This is a genomic window from Escherichia sp. SCLE84 (genome assembly GCF_012584495.1).
GTDB lineage: Bacteria > Pseudomonadota > Gammaproteobacteria > Enterobacterales > Enterobacteriaceae > ECMA0423.
Genome location: NZ_CP051430.1, coordinates 2,460,482 through 2,479,502, shown reverse-complemented (window position 1 = coordinate 2,479,502; position 19,021 = coordinate 2,460,482). Strand labels below are relative to the sequence as shown.

At 52.4% G+C, this 19,021-nt stretch carries 19 protein-coding genes, 1 pseudogene and 1 other annotated feature (1 of these 21 only partly in view); of the genes and pseudogenes, 13 read left to right on the top strand and 7 right to left on the bottom strand.

The annotated features are described in order from the left end of the window. Positions 1-8: 8 nt before the first annotated feature. From HGD79_RS26635 to HGD79_RS12135, 3 genes and pseudogenes are all read right to left on the bottom strand, one after another. Positions 9-272, bottom strand: a pseudogene (locus HGD79_RS26635) (helix-turn-helix transcriptional regulator). Positions 273-303: 31 nt separating this feature from the next. Next, positions 304-1,320, bottom strand: coding sequence for a lipoate--protein ligase LplA (gene lplA / locus HGD79_RS12140; protein ID WP_000105865.1), 1,017 nt, complete (start codon positions 1,318-1,320; stop codon positions 304-306). A 27-nt stretch (positions 1,321-1,347) separates the two neighbouring features. Continuing rightward, positions 1,348-1,992, bottom strand: a complete 645-nt coding sequence (locus tag HGD79_RS12135) for a YtjB family periplasmic protein (RefSeq protein ID WP_000124615.1) — start codon at positions 1,990-1,992, stop codon at positions 1,348-1,350. A 105-nt stretch (positions 1,993-2,097) separates the two neighbouring features. Here HGD79_RS12135 and serB point away from each other — a divergent pair, with 105 nt between their 5' ends. From serB to nadR, 3 genes are read left to right on the top strand one after another with little or no spacing between them, the layout of a single operon-like run. Further along, positions 2,098-3,066, top strand: coding sequence for a phosphoserine phosphatase (serB, locus tag HGD79_RS12130; protein ID WP_001132949.1), 969 nt, complete (start codon positions 2,098-2,100; stop codon positions 3,064-3,066). A gap of 48 nt (positions 3,067-3,114) precedes the next feature. Next, positions 3,115-4,497 carry a DNA repair protein RadA gene (gene radA, locus HGD79_RS12125; RefSeq protein ID WP_001029698.1) on the top strand — a complete coding sequence of 461 codons (1,383 nt, stop codon included), beginning with the start codon at positions 3,115-3,117 and terminating at the stop codon, positions 4,495-4,497. A 20-nt stretch (positions 4,498-4,517) separates the two neighbouring features. Beyond that, entirely contained in the window at positions 4,518-5,750 is a 1,233-nt protein-coding gene (nadR, locus tag HGD79_RS12120; RefSeq protein WP_000093810.1) for a multifunctional transcriptional regulator/nicotinamide-nucleotide adenylyltransferase/ribosylnicotinamide kinase NadR, read from the top strand. Between the two features lie 306 nt (positions 5,751-6,056). Here nadR and ettA read toward each other — a convergent pair whose 3' ends face one another. After that, the gene (gene ettA, locus HGD79_RS12115) at positions 6,057-7,724 is read right to left on the bottom strand and encodes an energy-dependent translational throttle protein EttA (protein ID WP_000046749.1); all 1,668 of its coding nucleotides are present in this window, start codon (positions 7,722-7,724) and stop codon (positions 6,057-6,059) included. Positions 7,725-7,934: 210 nt separating this feature from the next. Here ettA and sltY point away from each other — a divergent pair, with 210 nt between their 5' ends. Together sltY and trpR are read left to right on the top strand one after the other, a co-directional pair. Then, positions 7,935-9,872, top strand: coding sequence for a murein transglycosylase (gene sltY / locus HGD79_RS12110; protein WP_000409450.1), 1,938 nt, complete (start codon positions 7,935-7,937; stop codon positions 9,870-9,872). A gap of 89 nt (positions 9,873-9,961) precedes the next feature. After that, positions 9,962-10,288 carry a trp operon repressor gene (trpR, locus tag HGD79_RS12105; protein WP_073849583.1) on the top strand — a complete coding sequence of 109 codons (327 nt, stop codon included), beginning with the start codon at positions 9,962-9,964 and terminating at the stop codon, positions 10,286-10,288. Positions 10,289-10,329: 41 nt separating this feature from the next. On the opposite strand, the gene yjjX is transcribed toward trpR, so the two are convergent. Beyond that, complete coding sequence (gene yjjX, locus HGD79_RS12100; protein ID WP_001338221.1) at positions 10,330-10,842, bottom strand: inosine/xanthosine triphosphatase; 513 nt, start codon at positions 10,840-10,842, stop codon at positions 10,330-10,332. 51 nt (positions 10,843-10,893) lie between these two features. On the opposite strand from yjjX, the gene gpmB reads away from it, so the two are divergent. Continuing rightward, positions 10,894-11,541, top strand: a complete 648-nt coding sequence (gene gpmB / locus HGD79_RS12095) for a 2,3-diphosphoglycerate-dependent phosphoglycerate mutase GpmB (RefSeq protein ID WP_000942344.1) — start codon at positions 10,894-10,896, stop codon at positions 11,539-11,541. On the opposite strand, the gene robA is transcribed toward gpmB, so the two are convergent. Continuing rightward, positions 11,538-12,407, bottom strand: coding sequence for an MDR efflux pump AcrAB transcriptional activator RobA (gene robA / locus HGD79_RS12090; protein WP_000371666.1), 870 nt, complete (start codon positions 12,405-12,407; stop codon positions 11,538-11,540). The two genes, gpmB and robA, sit on opposite strands and share 4 nt — an antisense overlap. 210 nt (positions 12,408-12,617) lie before the next feature. Here robA and creA point away from each other — a divergent pair, with 210 nt between their 5' ends. From creA to creD, 4 genes are read left to right on the top strand one after another with little or no spacing between them, the layout of a single operon-like run. Next, a complete protein-coding gene (creA, locus tag HGD79_RS12085; RefSeq protein WP_000875487.1) occupies positions 12,618-13,091 on the top strand; it encodes a protein CreA in 474 nt (157 codons plus the stop codon). Between the two features lie 12 nt (positions 13,092-13,103). Beyond that, complete coding sequence (gene creB / locus HGD79_RS12080) at positions 13,104-13,793, top strand: two-component system response regulator CreB (protein WP_001188659.1); 690 nt, start codon at positions 13,104-13,106, stop codon at positions 13,791-13,793. Further along, on the top strand, positions 13,793-15,217 hold the full coding sequence (gene creC / locus HGD79_RS12075; protein WP_001219611.1) for a two-component system sensor histidine kinase CreC: 1,425 nt from the start codon (positions 13,793-13,795) through the stop codon (positions 15,215-15,217). Before creB ends, creC begins: the two co-directional genes overlap by 1 nt. A 57-nt stretch (positions 15,218-15,274) precedes the next feature. After that, entirely contained in the window at positions 15,275-16,627 is a 1,353-nt protein-coding gene (creD, locus tag HGD79_RS12070; protein WP_000920345.1) for a cell envelope integrity protein CreD, read from the top strand. 58 nt (positions 16,628-16,685) lie between these two features. On the opposite strand, the gene arcA is transcribed toward creD, so the two are convergent. Further along, on the bottom strand, positions 16,686-17,402 hold the full coding sequence (gene arcA, locus HGD79_RS12065; RefSeq protein WP_001194358.1) for a two-component system response regulator ArcA: 717 nt from the start codon (positions 17,400-17,402) through the stop codon (positions 16,686-16,688). A 95-nt stretch (positions 17,403-17,497) separates the two neighbouring features. Between arcA and yjjY the strand changes: the two genes are divergently transcribed. The 3 genes from yjjY (at position 17,498) to thrL (ending at position 19,003) form a co-directional block, all read left to right on the top strand. Further along, a complete protein-coding gene (yjjY, locus tag HGD79_RS12060; protein WP_001303782.1) occupies positions 17,498-17,638 on the top strand; it encodes a protein YjjY in 141 nt (46 codons plus the stop codon). A gap of 399 nt (positions 17,639-18,037) precedes the next feature. Then, the gene (locus HGD79_RS12055; protein WP_001223181.1) at positions 18,038-18,724 is read left to right on the top strand and encodes a tRNA/rRNA methyltransferase; all 687 of its coding nucleotides are present in this window, start codon (positions 18,038-18,040) and stop codon (positions 18,722-18,724) included. Positions 18,725-18,937: 213 nt separating this feature from the next. Continuing rightward, positions 18,938-19,003 carry a thr operon leader peptide gene (thrL, locus tag HGD79_RS12050; protein WP_001386572.1) on the top strand — a complete coding sequence of 22 codons (66 nt, stop codon included), beginning with the start codon at positions 18,938-18,940 and terminating at the stop codon, positions 19,001-19,003. Beyond that, positions 18,939-19,021, top strand: a sequence feature (Thr leader region) (it continues 37 nt past the right edge of the window). It overlaps the preceding gene by 65 nt.

The window sequence follows — 19,021 nt, the reverse complement described above, 5'->3', positions numbered from 1 at the left end:
GAATCTATTCATTTATGTTCAGCCGTCATCCAGGAAGGGCATATCAGCAACTCTGGTGGACAACCATAAATTTCTGCCATTTTGCTTTTGATGTTTGAGCTAAACCGTTCCGTCTTTTCGATCTATTTTAGAGAATTAATCGAGATACCTAACATTTTACTTACTTCAGCAAGCGATAATTTATGCCTGATACGCACGGCGGCTAGCCAGGAAATACGCTGGCTTAACATTATATTGATAATCTCCCGCTCCTGGTTTTCCAGATCGATCATATTCCCTTCCTTTGGTATTTTAATCAGCGAGTTACCTTACCGCCCCCGCTATCCACGTCGACAACTCCCGTAGCTCTTTTTCCTGGTCCGGGAAGTCAACCAACAGCGCTTCGCACTCTTGTTGCAGCATATCCGCGCGGTACAGGCCGCCTTGCAGTCGCCCGGCGAGGGCTTCCAGCGGCGCGGGGTTGAGGCTGTCGGTAAACACCTGGGCGCGGGTGATATGGCCTTTTTCAACGTCGAAATGCAGTTCCACGCCGCCCCAGCTAAAGCGTTCATCCAGCAGATGCGAGAATGCCGGAGCCTGACCGAAGTTCCATTCCCAGCTACTCTGACGGGCAAAGGTTTCGGCGAAGTTTGGCAAGTCTGGCGTTTTGTCCGGGGAGATGATTTCCGCTTCTACACGCTCGCCATAATGGGCGAAAAAGGCCTTGGTTATGGCCTCGCAAACCTGCTCATGGGTGATCCCCGGCAGCAGCTCGGTGAGGTTGGTCACGCGGGAACGCACTGAGGTAATGCCTTTCGCCGCCAGTTTCTTTTTATCCGGATTGAGATAGTTTGCCAGGCGGCTAAGGTCGGCATTGAGCAGCAAGGTGCCGTGGTGGAAGCCACGATCTTTGGTTTCGCGATAGGCCGATCCTGAGACTTTGCGGTCACCTTCGGCGGTTTTCACCACCAGATCGTTACGCCCGGACGCTTCGGCGCTGACGCCAAGCGCGTTCAGCGCATTGAGCACAATCGACGTGGAGATGGTTTTATCGTACTCCGGCTTGCCAGCCATAAAGGTAAAGCAGGTATTGCCGAGATCGTGGAACACCGCGCCGCCACCGCTACTGCGCCGTGCCAGGCGGACGTTATCTTCTTCCATCCGCCGGGTATTACACTCTTTCCACGGGTTCTGCGCGCGACCAATCACTACCGTGTCGGCATTGCGCCAGAGAAACAGAACGCGCTGCGTGGCGGGCATCTGGCGAAAAATACACTCCTCCACCGCCAGGTTAAACCACGGGTCGTAAGAGTCAGAGATGAGCAGGCGTAATGTGGACATAACGATTTCCTTTCTTGTAGTAATGGGTCACTCTTTTTTCTCGCTTTCTTCCTCTTCCGGCACCGGTTTGCTGGCGGTTAACAGGAAGGGCGATTGCTGCCAGCGGGTACGTTTACCCTGTAGCAGCGTGCGGGTCAGCACTACGCCGATTGCCAGTGAAAGCAGCAACATCAGGCGTAAAATGTTAGTGGTGTTATCCACCTGTTGGGCTTCGGTGGCGAGCGTATGGGTGTCGAGCGTCAGGCGCAGATAGCCGAGCGGTCCGTTTTTCCCGGCAATTGGTTCGACAATCTGCTGGTTAAAATAGCCGCCCGCTTTTTTACCGTCGAGCGCCAGCCGGTCGCGCACTTCGACGCTTTCGCCAGAACGTGCGATAAGATCGCCTTGTTCGTCATACACACCCGCGTCGAGGATACGGCTTTCATCCGTTAACTGATCGAGGATCGCCTGAATGCGTTTTTCATCCGGTGAGTCGGTACGCATCAGCGGTGCAACGTTCAGCGTTACCTGACGCGCCAGGGTGCGGGCCAGTTCTTCCAGCTGTGGATTACGTTGTCGCTGGTGGTTTTGACTAAACCATGACGCTCCCTGCATCAGCGCCACTAACAAGGCAAGACAGAACAGGACAATCACTGCCCGATGCAGCCGGAATTTCAGTTTTGTGCGAGCCATCTTCCACCCTTTGAAAATTTGAGACTTAATGTTGCCAGAAGCAATGGATACAAGGTAGCCTCATGCGTTATTTTCCCTGCTTCGAACGATTTTACAGGAGCCTTAATGCCTAACATTACCTGGTGCGACCTGCCTGAAGATGTCTCTTTATGGCCTGGTCTGCCTCTTTCATTAAGTGGTGATGAAGTGATGCCACTGGATTACCACGCAGGTCGTAGCGGCTGGCTGCTGTATGGTCGTGGGCTGGATAAACAGCGTCTGACCCAATACCAGAGCAAACTGGGTGCGGCGATGGTGATTGTTGCCGCCTGGTGCGTGGAAGATTATCAGGTGATTCGTCTGGCAGGTTCACTCACCGCACGGGCTACGCGCCTGGCCCATGAAGCGCAACTGGATGTCGCCCCGCTGGGGAAAATCCCGCACCTGCGCACGCCGGGTTTGCTGGTGATGGACATGGATTCCACCGCCATCCAGATTGAATGTATTGATGAAATTGCCAAACTGGCCGGAACGGGCGAGATGGTGGCGGAAGTAACCGAACGGGCGATGCGCGGCGAACTCGATTTTACCGCCAGCCTGCACAGCCGTGTGGCGACGCTGAAAGGCGCTGACGCCAATATTCTGCAACAGGTGCGTGAAAATCTGCCGCTGATGCCAGGCTTAACGCAACTGGTGCTCAAGCTGGAAACGCTGGGCTGGAAAGTGGCGATTGCCTCCGGCGGCTTTACTTTCTTTGCTGAATATCTGCGCGACAAGCTGCGCCTGACCGCCGTGGTAGCCAATGAACTGGAGATCATGGACGGTAAATTTACCGGCAATGTGATCGGCGACATCGTAGACGCGCAGTACAAAGCGAAAACTTTGACTCGCCTCGCGCAGGAGTATGAAATCCCGCTGGCGCAGACCGTGGCGATTGGCGATGGAGCTAATGACCTGCCGATGATCAAAGCAGCAGGGCTGGGGATTGCCTACCATGCCAAGCCAAAAGTGAATGAAAAGGCGGAAGTCACCATCCGTCACGCTGACCTGATGGGGGTATTCTGCATCCTCTCTGGCAGCCTGAATCAGAAGTAATTGCTCGCCCGCCATCCTGCGGGCGGCACAGCATTAACGAGGTACACCGTGGCAAAAGCTCCAAAACGCGCCTTTGTTTGTAATGAATGCGGGGCCGATTATCCGCGCTGGCAGGGGCAGTGCAGTGCCTGTCATGCCTGGAACACCATCACCGAGGTGCGTCTTGCTGCGTCGCCAACGGTGGCGCGTAACGAGCGTCTCAGCGGCTATGCCGGTAGCGCCGGGGTGGCAAAAGTCCAGAAACTCTCCGATATCAGCCTTGAAGAGCTGCCGCGTTTTTCCACCGGATTTAAAGAGTTCGACCGCGTACTAGGCGGCGGCGTGGTGCCAGGAAGCGCCATTCTGATTGGCGGTAACCCAGGTGCGGGGAAATCCACGCTGCTACTGCAAACGCTGTGCAAACTGGCCCAGCAGATGAAAACGCTGTATGTCACTGGCGAAGAGTCGCTGCAACAGGTGGCAATGCGCGCTCATCGCCTTGGCCTGCCGACTGACAATCTCAATATGTTGTCGGAAACCAGCATCGAACAGATCTGCCTGATTGCCGAAGAAGAGCAACCGAAACTGATGGTAATTGACTCGATCCAGGTGATGCATATGGCGGATGTACAATCATCGCCTGGTAGCGTGGCGCAGGTGCGTGAAACGGCGGCTTATCTGACGCGCTTCGCCAAAACGCGCGGTGTGGCGATTGTCATGGTTGGGCACGTAACCAAAGATGGCTCGCTGGCTGGCCCTAAAGTGCTGGAACACTGTATCGACTGTTCGGTGCTTCTGGATGGTGATGCCGACTCCCGTTTTCGCACCTTGCGCAGCCATAAAAACCGCTTCGGCGCGGTGAATGAGCTGGGCGTCTTCGCGATGACCGAACAGGGGCTGCGTGAAGTCAGCAACCCTTCGGCAATTTTCTTAAGTCGCGGAGATGAAGTGACCTCCGGCAGCTCCGTGATGGTGGTGTGGGAAGGAACGCGTCCGTTGCTGGTGGAGATTCAGGCGCTGGTCGATCACTCGATGATGGCGAATCCGCGCCGCGTGGCAGTGGGGCTGGAACAAAACCGTCTGGCAATCCTGCTGGCTGTCTTGCACCGTCACGGTGGTCTGCAAATGGCCGATCAGGATGTATTTGTGAACGTGGTCGGCGGCGTGAAGGTAACCGAAACCAGTGCCGATTTAGCGTTACTGCTGGCGATGGTTTCCAGCCTGCGTGACAGACCGCTGCCACAGGATCTGGTGGTGTTTGGTGAAGTCGGGCTGGCAGGGGAGATCCGCCCGGTGCCCAGCGGTCAGGAACGAATTTCAGAAGCGGCGAAACACGGTTTTCGCCGGGCGATTGTTCCGGCGGCTAACGTACCGAAAAAAGCGCCGGAAGGGATGCAGATTTTTGGCGTTAAAAAACTCTCCGACGCGCTTAGCGTGTTCGACGACTTATAATGAGAGATACGGAGGGAGATATGTCGTCATTTGATTACCTGAAAACTGCCATCAAGCAACAGGGCTGCACGCTACAGCAGGTAGCTGATGCCAGCGGTATGACCAAAGGGTATTTAAGCCAGTTACTGAATGCCAAAATTAAAAGCCCCAGCGCGCAAAAGCTGGAGGCGTTGCACCGTTTTTTGGGGCTTGAATTTCCCCGACAGAAGAAAACCATTGGTGTCGTATTCGGTAAGTTCTACCCGCTGCATACCGGACATATCTACCTTATCCAGCGCGCCTGTAGCCAGGTTGACGAGCTGCATATCATTATGGGTTTTGACGATACTCGCGACCGCGCGTTGTTTGAAGACAGCGCCATGTCGCAGCAGCCCACGGTGCCGGATCGTCTGCGCTGGTTATTACAAACTTTTAAATATCAGAAAAATATTCGCATTCATGCTTTCAACGAAGAGGGCATGGAGCCGTATCCGCACGGCTGGGATGTGTGGAGCAACGGCATCAAAAAGTTTATGGCTGAAAAGGGGATTCAGCCGGACCTGATCTACACCTCGGAAGAAGCCGATGCGCCACAGTATATGGAACATCTGGGGATCGATACGGTGCTGGTCGATCCGAAACGTACCTTTATGAGTATCAGCGGTGCGCAGATCCGCGAAAACCCGTTCCGCTACTGGGAATATATTCCTACGGAAGTGAAGCCGTTCTTTGTACGTACCGTGGCGATCCTTGGTGGCGAGTCGAGCGGTAAATCCACCCTGGTAAACAAACTTGCCAATATCTTCAATACCACCAGTGCGTGGGAATATGGTCGCGATTATGTCTTTTCACACCTCGGCGGTGATGAGATCGCATTGCAGTATTCCGATTACGATAAAATCGCGCTGGGCCACGCACAATACATTGATTTTGCAGTGAAATATGCCAATAAAGTGGCGTTTATTGACACTGATTTTGTCACTACCCAGGCGTTCTGCAAAAAGTACGAAGGGCGTGAGCATCCGTTCGTACAGGCGTTGATTGATGAATACCGTTTCGATCTGGTGATCCTGCTGGAGAACAACACGCCGTGGGTGGCGGATGGTTTACGCAGCCTCGGCAGTTCGGTGGATCGCAAAGAGTTCCAGAACTTGCTGGTGGAGATGCTGGAAGAGAACAATATCGAATTCGTGCGGGTTGAAGAGGACGATTATGACAGCCGTTTCCTGCGCTGCGTGGAGCTGGTGCGGGAGATGATGGGGGAGCAGAGATAACCGCGATGAAACGGCTCAAAGGCGAGGTATAAAATAAGTTTTTTGATGAGTTGAAAACCTCTCTGGAAGAGGCTGTCGAGATTAAACAAGGTTTAAAAGAATCAGCACGGGTGACCCGCTACGAATTTGCGGATACTAAGGCTGTTGTAGGCCGGAAAAGGCGTTCACGCCGTATCCGGCATTCGGTGCTCAATGCCTGATGCGACGCTTACCGCGTCTTATCAGGCCTGGAGATTCACAACGTATTGAAATTTCTTGGTTTGTAGGCCGGATAAGGCGTTCACGCCGCATCCGGCATTTTACGCATTACTTCGCAATACGCTTGTACTTGATACGCTTCGGCTCCAGTGCGTCTGCGCCCAGCGTGCGTTTCTTGTACTCTTCGTACTCAGTAAAGTTACCTTCGAAGAACTCAACTTTACCTTCATCCTGGTAGTCCAGGATGTGCGTGGCGATACGGTCGAGGAACCAACGGTCGTGCGAGATAACCATCGCACAGCCCGGGAACTCCAGCAGGGCGTTTTCCAGCGCGCGCAGGGTTTCGATATCCAGGTCGTTGGTTGGTTCGTCGAGCAGCAGCATGTTGCCGCCAACCTGCAGCAGCTTCGCCAGATGCAGACGACCGCGCTCACCACCGGAAAGTTCACCAACGCGTTTACCCTGATCAACCCCTTTAAAGTTAAAGCGGCCAACGTAGGCGCGGCTTGGCATCTCGGTGTTGCCGATCTTCATAATATCCAGCCCGCCGGAAACTTCTTCCCAAACGGTTTTGCTGTTATCCATTGAGTCACGGAACTGATCAACCGATGCCAGTTTCACCGTTTCACCTAAAGTGATGGTGCCGCTGTCCGGCTGTTCCTGACCAGAGATCATACGGAACAGGGTCGATTTACCCGCGCCGTTCGGACCGATGATCCCGACGATTGCCCCTTTCGGGATCGAGAAGCTCAGGTCATCAATCAGCAGGCGATCACCGTAGGATTTACGCAGGTTGCTGACTTCCAGCACTTTATCGCCCAGACGCGGTCCAGGTGGAATAAACAGTTCGTTGGTTTCGTTACGTTTCTGATATTCGGTGCTGTTCAGCTCTTCAAAGCGTGCCAGACGTGCTTTACCTTTCGACTGGCGGCCTTTAGTTCCCTGACGTACCCACTCCAGCTCTTTCTCGATCGACTTACGACGCGCCGCTTCTTGTGAAGCTTCCTGCGCCAGGCGCTGATCTTTCTGCTCCAGCCAGGAGGAGTAGTTGCCTTCCCACGGAATACCTTCACCGCGGTCAAGTTCGAGGATCCAGCCTGCAACGTTATCGAGGAAGTAACGGTCGTGAGTAATCGCCACAACGGTGCCTTCGAAGTCGTGCAGGAAGCGTTCCAGCCAGGCCACGGATTCGGCATCCAGGTGGTTGGTCGGTTCGTCGAGCAGCAGCATGTCTGGTTTTTCCAGAAGCAGGCGGCACAACGCCACGCGACGACGCTCACCACCGGAGAGGTTAGCGATTTTCGCGTCCCAATCTGGCAGACGCAGCGCATCCGCCGCACGCTCCAGCTGTACGTTCAGGTTATGACCGTCGTGAGCCTGAATGATCTCTTCCAGACGGCCTTGTTCAGCGGCCAGCTTGTCAAAATCGGCATCCGGATCGGCGTACAGCGCATACACTTCATCCAGGCGTTTCAGGGCGTTAACCACTTCAGAAACCGCTTCTTCAATGGACTCACGCACGGTGTGTTCCGGGTTCAGCTGCGGTTCCTGCGGCAGGTAACCAATCTTGATGTCTGGCTGCGGACGCGCTTCACCTTCGATGTCTTTATCAATGCCCGCCATAATGCGCAGCAGGGTAGACTTACCCGCGCCGTTCAGACCCAGGACACCAATTTTTGCCCCAGGGAAGAAACTCAGAGAGATGTTTTTCAAAATATGACGTTTCGGCGGAACAACTTTGCCGACACGATGCATGGTATAAACGAATTGAGCCACGTTGGACTTCGCCTCTATGTTTATCGTGATGATGAGTTTTCAAAGGCGAAGTGTAGCCTTTTTCCCCGCCTAATCCCAGTTGGTCGATCACCTTCGCAGTAAAAGTAAAAAAGTGTCCGTAACGTGGCGTAAACGGCAATGACTGGTTAGCATAAATCTATTACGCGGCATGACGCTGCATTGATGTATTTACACTTAGAGGATGCGCTTGTGGAAAAAGCCAAACAAGTTACCTGGCGGCTGTTGGCTGCCGGTGTCTGTCTGCTGACGGTCAGCAGCGTGGCGCGAGCCGACTCACTGGATGAGCAGCGTAGCCGTTACGCGCAAATCAAGCAGGCCTGGGATAATCGACAAATGGATGTGGTCGAACAAATGATGCCTGGACTGAAGGATTATCCGCTTTATCCCTACCTGGAATACCGCCAGATCACCGATGATCTGATGAATCAACCGGCGGTGACGGTCACTAACTTTGTTCGCGCTAACCCCACGCTTCCTCCCGCTCGCACGCTGCAATCTCGTTTCGTCAATGAACTGGCGCGGCGTGAAGACTGGCGTGGCTTGTTAGCCTTTAGCCCGGAAAAGCCCGGAACTACCGAAGCGCAATGTAATTACTACTATGCGAAATGGAACACCGGGCAGAGTGAAGAAGCCTGGCAAGGGGCGAAAGAGCTGTGGCTAACCGGCAAGAGCCAGCCTAACGCCTGTGACAAGTTATTTAGCGTCTGGCGTGCGTCAGGTAAACAAGATCCGCTGGCGTATTTAGAGCGTATCCGTCTGGCGATGAAAGCGGGTAACACTGGCCTGGTAACAGTGCTGGCAGGGCAGATGCCTGCCGATTACCAGACTATCGCCTCGGCAATCATTTCACTGGCGAACAACCCTAATACGGTACTGACCTTCGCGCGTACAACCGGAGCGACCGATTTTACCCGTCAAATGGCAGCGGTGGCGTTTGCCAGTGTGGCGCGGCAGGATGCTGAAAATGCACGGCTGATGATCCCGTCGCTTGCCCAGGCGCAGCAGCTTAATGAAGATCAGATTCAGGAGCTGCGCGATATCGTCGCCTGGCGTTTGATGGGCAACGATGTCACCGACGAGCAGGCGAAATGGCGCGATGACGCCATTATGCGCTCGCAATCCACGTCGTTGATTGAACGCCGTGTGCGAATGGCACTTGGCACCGGCGATCGTCGCGGCCTGAATACCTGGCTGGCGCGTCTGCCGATGGAAGCAAAAGAGAAAGATGAATGGCGTTACTGGCAGGCGGATTTATTGCTGGAACGCGGACGTGAAGCTGAAGCGAAAGAGATTTTGCATCAACTCATGCAACAGCGTGGTTTCTACCCGATGGTTGCAGCACAACGCATCGGAGAAGAGTATGAGCTGAAGATTGATAAAGCGCCGCAGAATGTTGACAGCGCCCTGACTCAGGGGCCGGAGATGGCGCGCGTGCGCGAGTTGATGTACTGGAATCTCGATAACACCGCGCGTAGCGAGTGGGCCAATCTGGTGAAGAGCAAGTCAAAAACAGAGCAGGCTCAACTGGCGCGGTATGCTTTCAACAACCAATGGTGGGATCTTAGCGTTCAGGCAACGATCGCCGGGAAGCTATGGGATCATCTGGAAGAGCGATTCCCGCTGGCTTACAACGATCTTTTCAAACGCTACACCAGCGGTAAGGAGATCCCGCAAAGCTATGCGATGGCGATTGCCCGTCAGGAGAGCGCCTGGAATCCAAAAGTGAAATCACCGGTAGGGGCCAGCGGCCTGATGCAGATTATGCCTGGTACAGCGACCCATACGGTGAAGATGTTCTCTATTCCCGGTTATAGTAGCCTTGGGCAATTGCTGGATCCGGAAACGAATATCAACATTGGCACCAGTTATCTGCAATATGTTTATCAGCAGTTTGGCAATAACCGTATTTTCTCCTCAGCAGCTTATAACGCCGGACCAGGGAGGGTGCGAACCTGGCTTGGCAACAGCGCCGGGCGTATCGACGCAGTGGCATTTGTCGAGAGTATTCCGTTCTCCGAGACGCGTGGTTATGTGAAGAACGTGCTGGCTTATGACGCTTACTACCGCTATTTCATGGGGGATAAACCGACGTTGATGAGCGCCACGGAATGGGGACGTCGTTACTGATCCGCACGTTTATGATATGCTATCGTACTCTTTAGCGAGTACAACCGGGGGAGGCATTTTGCTTCCCCCGCTAACAATGGCGACATATTATGGCCCAACAATCACCCTATTTAGCAGCGATGGCAGAACAGCGTCACCAGGAGTGGTTACGTTTTGTCGACCTGCTTAAGAATGCCTACCAAAACGATCTCCATTTACCGTTGTTAAACCTGATGCTGACGCCAGATGAGCGCGAAGCGTTGGGGACTCGCGTGCGTATTGTCGAAGAGCTGCTGCGAGGCGAAATGAGCCAGCGTGAGTTAAAAAATGAACTCGGCGCGGGCATCGCGACGATTACGCGTGGATCTAACAGCCTGAAAGCCGCGCCTGTCGAGCTGCGCCAGTGGCTGGAAGAGGTGTTGCTGAAAAGCGATTGATTTTGTAGCCTGGTAAGACGCGTCAGCGTCGCATCAGGCGCTTAATACACCGCATTATGAAACGGACTCAGCGCCAGGATCACCGCCTGGTGATAGACGCTGGCGCGAGTGAGTTTCCCGGCGGTAAACACGCCGATCGCCCCTTCCTTACGACCAATCTCATCAATACCGGTATAACGCGACATTACGGGACCAAGTGCCTCACCTTCACGCACTTTTTCCAGAATCACCGCAGGCAACGGCAAAGTAGCCGAACGCGCCTCGCCGCGCTGGCTGGCGTTTTCAATCACCACCCAACTGAAAGTGCTGTCACCATCGATGCCAGCTTCAATCGCCACCCAAAAATCAGCCTCTGGAAGTAAACGGCGGGCATTTGCTACCCGATTTCGTGCGCCAGCGCGCGTTTCCTCACTGCCAAAGGGTTGTTCCGGTACACCGCTCTCGACGGCAACGGATGCAATATGGCAGGATCCTTCGCCGAAGATCTCGTGAAATGCCTGCAGAATGGCCTGAATTTTAGCGGGATTGGTGGTCGCACAGACAACTTGGTGCATAATCAGCATTACTCAGAAAATTAACGTTACAGCAGTATACGGAAAAAAAGCATGTTACAGGTATACCTAGTCCGCCACGGTGAAACGCAGTGGAACGCCGAGCGACGTATTCAGGGCCAGTCTGACAGCCCGCTGACCGCCAAAGGTGAGCAACAGGCGATGCAGGTGGCAACCCGTGCCAAAGAGCTTGGCATTACGCATATCATCAGTAGCGATTTAGGACGCACCCGGCGTACGGCGGAAATCATCGCCCAGGCCTGCGGCTGTGACATCATCTTTGATTCTCGCCTGCGTGAATTAAACATGGGTGTGCTGGAAAAAAGACATATCGATTCTCTGACCGAAGAAGAAGAGAACTGGCGTCGGCAGCTGGTCAATGGCACCGTTGACGGGCGTATTCCTGAAGGCGAGTCAATGCAGGAGCTCAGCGATCGCGTCAATGCGGCACTGGAATCTTGCCGGGACTTACCGCAGGGAAGCCGACCGCTGCTGGTGAGCCATGGTATTGCACTGGGATGTCTGGTGAGTACGATTCTCGGATTACCAGCATGGGCAGAGCGCCGCTTACGTCTGCGTAACTGTTCTATTTCGCGCGTGGATTATCAGGAAAGCCTGTGGCTGGCGTCTGGCTGGGTTGTTGAAACCGCAGGGGACATCTCGCATCTGGACGCCCCTGCATTAGATGAGTTGCAGCGTTAACGACGGATCGGAATCAGCAGTTCACAGCGCAGATTAATTGGGCGATCTCCCGCTTTGGCGTCTTCTGCCGGGTAGTATCGCTCAATATCCTGACCTTTACGGCGCGTCAGGTTGAGCATTGGCATGCACGTTCCGTATACCGTAAGGATAAACTCCTGCACGCCGGTTCCCAGACCTTCATAGGTAAACATCACATATTCGCCGCCCTGCAGCATCACCGGATGCCCCGTCAGTACATAGCCATCTGCCTGATCCTGGGCTAACGCGGTGGTATAGAATACCTCTTGTTCGTCGTCTTTATCCTGACTCGGACGCGTTTCATTCAGGCCGTAGAGCACTGGCGGAATGGTCGGCGCGTTGCCGAGAAAATCGTGCCAGAACTGATAACGCATTTCATGGCGGAAATCAGAGATTTGCTCCAGCGAACAGGAGTAGCTCTGGGTAACACCAATCAGCGGCGTATCTTCCAGGGTGACAAATTTGTGCTCTGGCATTGTGAATTCACCCAGACGTAGCGGCGGGCGAATACCAAAGGCACTCCATTCAGGAGAACGGCGGTAAAGTGCAGGAGTCTGGGCAAACTGCTTCTTGAATGCGCGGGTAAATGTCTGTTGAGAGTCGAAGCGGTATTGCAGCGCGATGTCCAGAATCGGACGCGCAGTCAGGCGTAGTGCGACCGCCGATTTCGACAAACGACGAGCACGAATATACGCGCCAATAGCATGGCCAGTGACATCTTTAAACATTCTCTGTAAGTGCCACTTGGAATAACCTGCTTTCGCCGCTACATTGTCGAGCGACAGGGGCTGATCCAGATGACCTTCCAGCCAGATTAAAAGGTCGCGAATAATGCCGGCCTGATCCATAAAATATCCTCATCCTTTCAACAACGAGCACCTGACATCAGGTAATTGGATAATAGCATTTTTTGCTGTTTTAGCATTCAGTGTTTTTTTCTTAGTAGAGTATGTTTTAGGGCTTGACGGAAATAAAAGTATTGAGATTTTGTTCTTAATCAATATGTTATTTACCGTGACGAACTAATTGCTCGTGTAATAGATAAAAATGGTAACAATATGAAATACAAGCATTTGATCCTGTCTTTAAGCCTGATAATGCTGGGGCCATTGGCTCATGCAGAAGAGATTGGTTCGGTCGACACCGTATTTAAAATGATCGGCCCGGATCACAAAATTGTTGTGGAAGCCTTTGACGATCCCGATGTGAAAAATGTCACCTGTTATGTGAGCCGGGCGAAAACCGGGGGTATTAAAGGGGGATTGGGCCTGGCGGAAGATACCTCCGATGCGGCCATTTCTTGTCAGCAAGTCGGGCCGATTGAACTGTCGGATCGTATTAAAAACGGCAAAGCTCAGGGCGAGGTAGTATTCAAAAAACGTACGTCCCTGGTCTTTAAGTCGTTACAGGTCGTGCGCTTTTATGATGCTAAACGCAACGCGCTCGCTTATCTGGCTTACTCCGACAAAGTTGTAGAAGGTTCGCCGAAAAACGCGATTAGCGCGGTTCCTGTCATGCCGTGGCGGCAATAACAGAGGCGATTTATGCAACGGGAAACGGTCTGGTTAGTGGAAGATGAGCAAGGGATAGCCGACACGCTGGTCTACATGTTGCAGCAGGAAGGTTTTGCCGTCGAGGTCTTTGAGCGAGGCTTGCCGGTGCTGGATAAAGCTCGCCAGCTGGTTCCCGACGTCATGATTCTCGACGTTGGTTTGCCTGATATCAGCGGCTTTGAATTATGCCGCCAGTTACTGGCGCTCCATCCGGCGTTACCTGTACTGTTCCTGACGGCCCGAAGTGAAGAGGTCGATCGCCTGCTTGGGCTGGAAATTGGCGCTGACGACTATGTGGCTAAACCGTTTTCACCCCGCGAAGTGTGCGCCAGGGTGCGCACCTTACTGCGTCGGGTGAAGAAGTTCTCGTCGCCGTCTCCCGTCATCCGTATTGGTCATTTTGAATTGAATGAACCCGCGGCGCAGATCAGCTGGTTTGACACGCCATTAACGCTGACGCGGTATGAGTTTTTATTGCTGAAGACGTTACTCAAGTCGCCAGGCCGCGTCTGGTCCCGCCAGCAACTGATGGATAGCGTGTGGGAAGATGCGCAGGACACCTACGATCGCACCGTTGATACCCACATTAAAACGTTGCGTGCCAAGCTGCGCGCCATCAACCCCGATCTTTCACCGATTAATACTCATCGCGGCATGGGATATAGCCTGAGGGGCCTGTAATGCGTATCGGCATGCGGTTGCTGCTGGGCTATTTTTTACTGGTGGCGGTGGCGGCCTGGTTCGTACTGGCTATTTTTGTCAAAGAAGTTAAACCGGGCGTGCGAAGAGCAACGGAGGGGACGTTAATCGATACCGCAACGTTGCTGGCGGAGCTGGCGCGTCCCGATTTGCTCTCTGGGGACCCAACGCATGGGCAACTGGCGCAGGCGTTTAATCAGCTACAACATCGCCCGTTTCGCGCCAATATCGGTGGCATTAACAAAGTGCGCAATGAATATCATGTCTATATGACCGATTCGCAGGGTAAAGTATTGTTCGATTCGGCAAATAAAGCCGTTGGGCAGGATTATTCGCGCTGGAATGACGTCTGGCTAACGTTGCGTGGTCAGTATGGTGCGCGCAGCACGTTGCAAAATCCTGCCGATCCCGAAAGTTCGGTGATGTATGTTGCCGCGCCGATTATGGACGGCTCGCGGCTTATTGGCGTTTTGAGCGTAGGCAAACCGAACGCGGCGATGGCTCCGGTCATTAAGCGTAGCGAGCGGCGAATTTTATGGGCCAGCGCCATTTTGCTGGGGATTGCACTGGTGATTGGCGCAGGCATGGTTTGGTGGATCAACCGCTCCATTGCCCGGCTCACTCGCTATGCCGATTCCGTCACTGACAATAAGCCCGTTCCTCTTCCTGAACTCGGCAGTAGCGAGTTGCGTAAGCTTGCGCAGGCGCTGGAAAGTATGCGCGTGAAGCTGGAAGGGAAAAACTATATTGAGCAGTATGTTTATGCGTTAACCCATGAGCTAAAAAGCCCACTGGCGGCGATTCGTGGCGCGGCGGAAATTTTACGCGAAGGTCCGCCACCGGAAGTGGTGGCTCGTTTTACCGACAACATTCTGACGCAAAATGCGCGAATGCAGGCACTGGTGGAAACGTTACTACGCCAGGCAAGACTGGAGAATCGTCAGGAAGTCGTTTTGACTGCTGTTGATGTGGCGGCATTATTCCGCCGCGTCAGCGAAGCGCGCACCGTGCAGTTGGCAGAAAAAAACATCACTCTACATGTTACGCCCACCGAGGTTAATGTTGCTGCTGAACCGGCGTTACTGGATCAGGCGCTGGGGAATTTACTGGATAACGCCATCGATTTTACCCCCGAGAGCGGTCGTATAACGCTAAGCGCCGAAGTGGATCAGGAACACGTCACGCTTAAGGTGCTGGATACCGGTAGTGGTATTCCTGACTACGCGCTGTCACGTATTTTTGAACGCTTTTACTCTTTGCCGCGTGCAAATGGGCAAAAAAGCAGCGGTCTGGGGTTGGCGTTCGTCAGTGAGGTCGCCCGTTTGTTTAACGGCGAAGTCACGCTGCGCAACGTGCAGGAAGGTGGCGTGCTGGCCTCGCTTCGACTTCACCGTCACTTCACATAGCTTCAAATTCTTCCCACATAGCCTTCGTATCCTGCTGCCATTGCAAAGGAGAAGACTATGTTGAAATCCCCCCTGTTCTGGAAAATGACCACCTTGTTTGGTGCAGTATTGCTGTTGTTGATTCCGATAATGCTGATTCGGCAAGTGATTGTCGAACGTGCCGATTACCGTAGCGATGTGGAAGATGCGATTCGCCAAAGTACCAGCGGGCCGCAAAAACTCGTTGGGCCGCTTATCGCTATTCCTGTGACCGAGCTTTATACGGTGCAGGAAGAGGATAAAACCGTGGAGCGGAAACGAAGTTTTATCCATTTTTGGTTACCTGAGTCATTGATGGTTGATGGCAATCAGAACGTGGAAGAACGCAAGATAGGGATTTATACCGGTCAGGTCTGGCACAGTGATTTAACGCTAAAAGCCGATTTCGATGTTTCGCGTCTTAGCGAGCTCAACGCGCCAAATATCATCTTAGGCAAGCCCTTTATTGTGATTAGCGTCGGGGATGCGCGTGGTATTGGTGTGGTGAAAGCGCCTGAAGTTAACGGAACGGCACTGACCATTGAACCCGGTACCGGGTTAGAGCAAGGCGGGCAGGGCGTGCATATCCCTTTACCCGAAGGGGACTGGCGGAAGCAGAACCTGCAGCTGAATATGGCACTGAATTTAAGCGGTACCGGCGATCTTTCTGTGGTGCCTGCCGGGCGTAATAGCGAAATGACCTTAACCAGCAACTGGCCGCATCCCAGTTTTTTAGGTGATTTTCTACCAGCCAAACGGGAAGTTAGCGAGTCAGGTTTTCAGGCGCAATGGCAAAGCAGCTGGTTTGCTAATAATCTCGGTGAGCGTTTTGCTTCAGGCAATGATACCGGCTGGGAAAACTTCCCGGCGTTTAGCGTCGCAGTAACGACGCCAGCCGATCAATACCAATTAACTGACCGGGCGACTAAGTATGCCATTCTGCTGATTGCGCTGACTTTTATGGCGTTCTTTGTTTTTGAAACGCTCACCGCGCAACGCTTACACCCAATGCAATATTTGCTGGTGGGGCTTTCATTGGTGATGTTTTATTTGCTCTTGCTGGCGCTTTCTGAACATACCGGTTTTACCGTGGCATGGATAATCGCCAGTCTGATTGGGGCGTTAATGAACGGTATTTATTTGCAGGCGGTATTGAAAGGCTGGCGCAACAGCATGTTGTTTACCCTCGCGCTGTTGTTGCTGGATGGTGTGATGTGGGGACTGCTCAACTCTGCCGATAGCGCGCTGTTGTTGGGAACCAGTGTGCTGGTGGTGGCGCTGGCCGGCATGATGTTTGTGACTCGTAATATCGACTGGTATGCGTTTTCACTGCCGAAAATGAAAGCCAGTAAAGAAGTTACAACGGACGATGAATTACGTATCTGGAAATAAGGTTGAAAAATAAAAACGGCGCTAAAAAGCGCCGTTTTTTTGACGGTGGTAAAGCCGATTAATCTTCCAGATCACCGCAGAAGCGATAACCTTCACCGTGAATGGTGGCGATGATTTCCGGCGTATCCGGCGTAGATTCGAAATGTTTACGAATACGGCGGATCGTCACGTCTACAGTACGGTCGTGCGGTTTCAGCTCACGGCCGGTCATTTTCTTCAGCAGTTCAGCACGAGACTGAATTTTGCCTGGGTTTTCACAGAAGTGAAGCATGGCGCGGAACTCGCTGCGCGGCAGCTTGTACTGCTCGCCATCAGGGCCGATCAACGAACGGCTGTTGATGTCCAGTTCCCAACCATTGAACTTGTAGCTTTCAACGCTACGACGTTCTTCGCTGACAGTACCCAGATTCATGGTACGGGACAGCAGGTTGCGTGCACGAATCGTCAGTTCACGCGGGTTGAACGGTTTGGTGATGTAGTCATCTGCACCGATTTCGAGGCCGAGAATTTTATCGACTTCGTTGTCACGGCCAGTCAGGAACATCAACGCAACATTCGCCTGCTCGCGCAGTTCACGCGCTAACAGAAGACCGTTCTTACCCGGCAGATTGATATCCATGATCACCAGGTTGATGTCATATTCAGAGAGGATCTGATGCATTTCCGCGCCATCTGTCGCTTCGAAAACATCATAGCCTTCCGCTTCGAAAATACTTTTCAACGTGTTGCGTGTTACCAACTCGTCTTCAACGATAAGAATGTGCGGGGTCTGCATGTTTGCTACCTAAATTGCCAACTAAATCGAAACAGGAAGTACAAAAGTCCCTGACCTGCCTGATGCATGCTGCAAATTAACATGATCGGCGTAACATGACTAAAGTACGTAATTGCGTTCTTGATGCACTTTCCATCAACGTCAACAACATCATTAGCTTGGTCGTGGGTACTTTCCCTCAGGACCCGACAGTGTCAAAAACGGCTGTCATCCTAACCATTTTAACAGCAACATAACAGGCTAAGAGGGGCCGGACACCCAATAAAACTACGCTTCGTTGACATATATCAAGTTCAATTGTAGCACGTTAACAGTTTGATGAAATCATCGTATCTAAATGCTAGCTTTCGTCACATTATTTTAATAATCCAACTAGTTGCATCATACAACTAATAAACGTGGTGAATCCAATTGTCGAGATTTATTTTTTATAAAATTATCCTAAGTAAACAGAAGGATATGTAGCATTTTTTAACAATTCAACCGTTAGTACAGTCAGGAAATAGTTTAGCCTTTTTTAAGCTAAGTAAAGGGCTTTTTCTGCGACTTACGTTAAGAATTTGTAAATTCGCACCGCGTAATAAGTTGACAGTGATCACCCTGTTCGCGGTTATTTGGTCAAGAAGAGTGGCAATATGCGTATAACGATTATTCTGGTCGCACCCGCCAGAGCAGAAAATATTGGGGCAGCGGCGCGGGCAATGAAAACGATGGGTTTTAGCGAACTGCGGATTGTCGATAGTCAGGCACATCTGGAGCCAGCCACCCGCTGGGTCGCACATGGATCTGGTGATATTATTGATAATATTAAAGTTTTCCCGACACTGGTTGAATCGTTACACGATGTCGATTTCACTGTCGCCACCACTGCGCGCAGTCGGGCGAAATATCATTACTACGCCACGCCAGTAGAACTGGTGCCGCTGTTAGAGGAAAAATCTTCATGGATGAGCCATGCCGCGCTGGTGTTTGGTCGCGAAGATTCCGGGCTGACTAACGAAGAGTTAGCGTTGGCTGACGTTCTTACTGGTGTGCCGATGGTGGCGGATTATCCTTCGCTCAATCTGGGGCAGGCAGTGATGGTCTATTGCTATCAATTAGCAACATTAATACAACAACCGACGAAAAGTGACACAACGGCAGACCAACATCAACTGCAAGCTTTACGCGAACGAGTCATGGCATTGCTGACGACTCTGGCAGTGGCAGATGACATAAAACTGGTCGACTGGTTACAGCAACGCCTGGGGCTTTTAGAGCAACGAGACACGGCAATGTTGCACCGTTTGCTGCATGATATTGAAAAAAATATCACCAAATAAAAAACGCCTTAGTAAGTATTTTTCAGCTTTTCATTCTGACTGCAACGGGCAATATGTCTCTGTGTGGATTAAAAAAAGAGTGTCTGATAGCAGCTTCTGAACTGGTTACCTGCCGTGAGTAAATTAAAATTTTATTGACTTAGGTCACTAAATACTTTAACCAATATAGGCATAGCGCACAGACAGATAAAAATTACAGAGTACACAACATCCATGAAACGCATTAGCACCACCATTACCACCACCATCACCATTACCACAGGTAACGGTGCGGGCTGACGCGTACAGGAAACACAG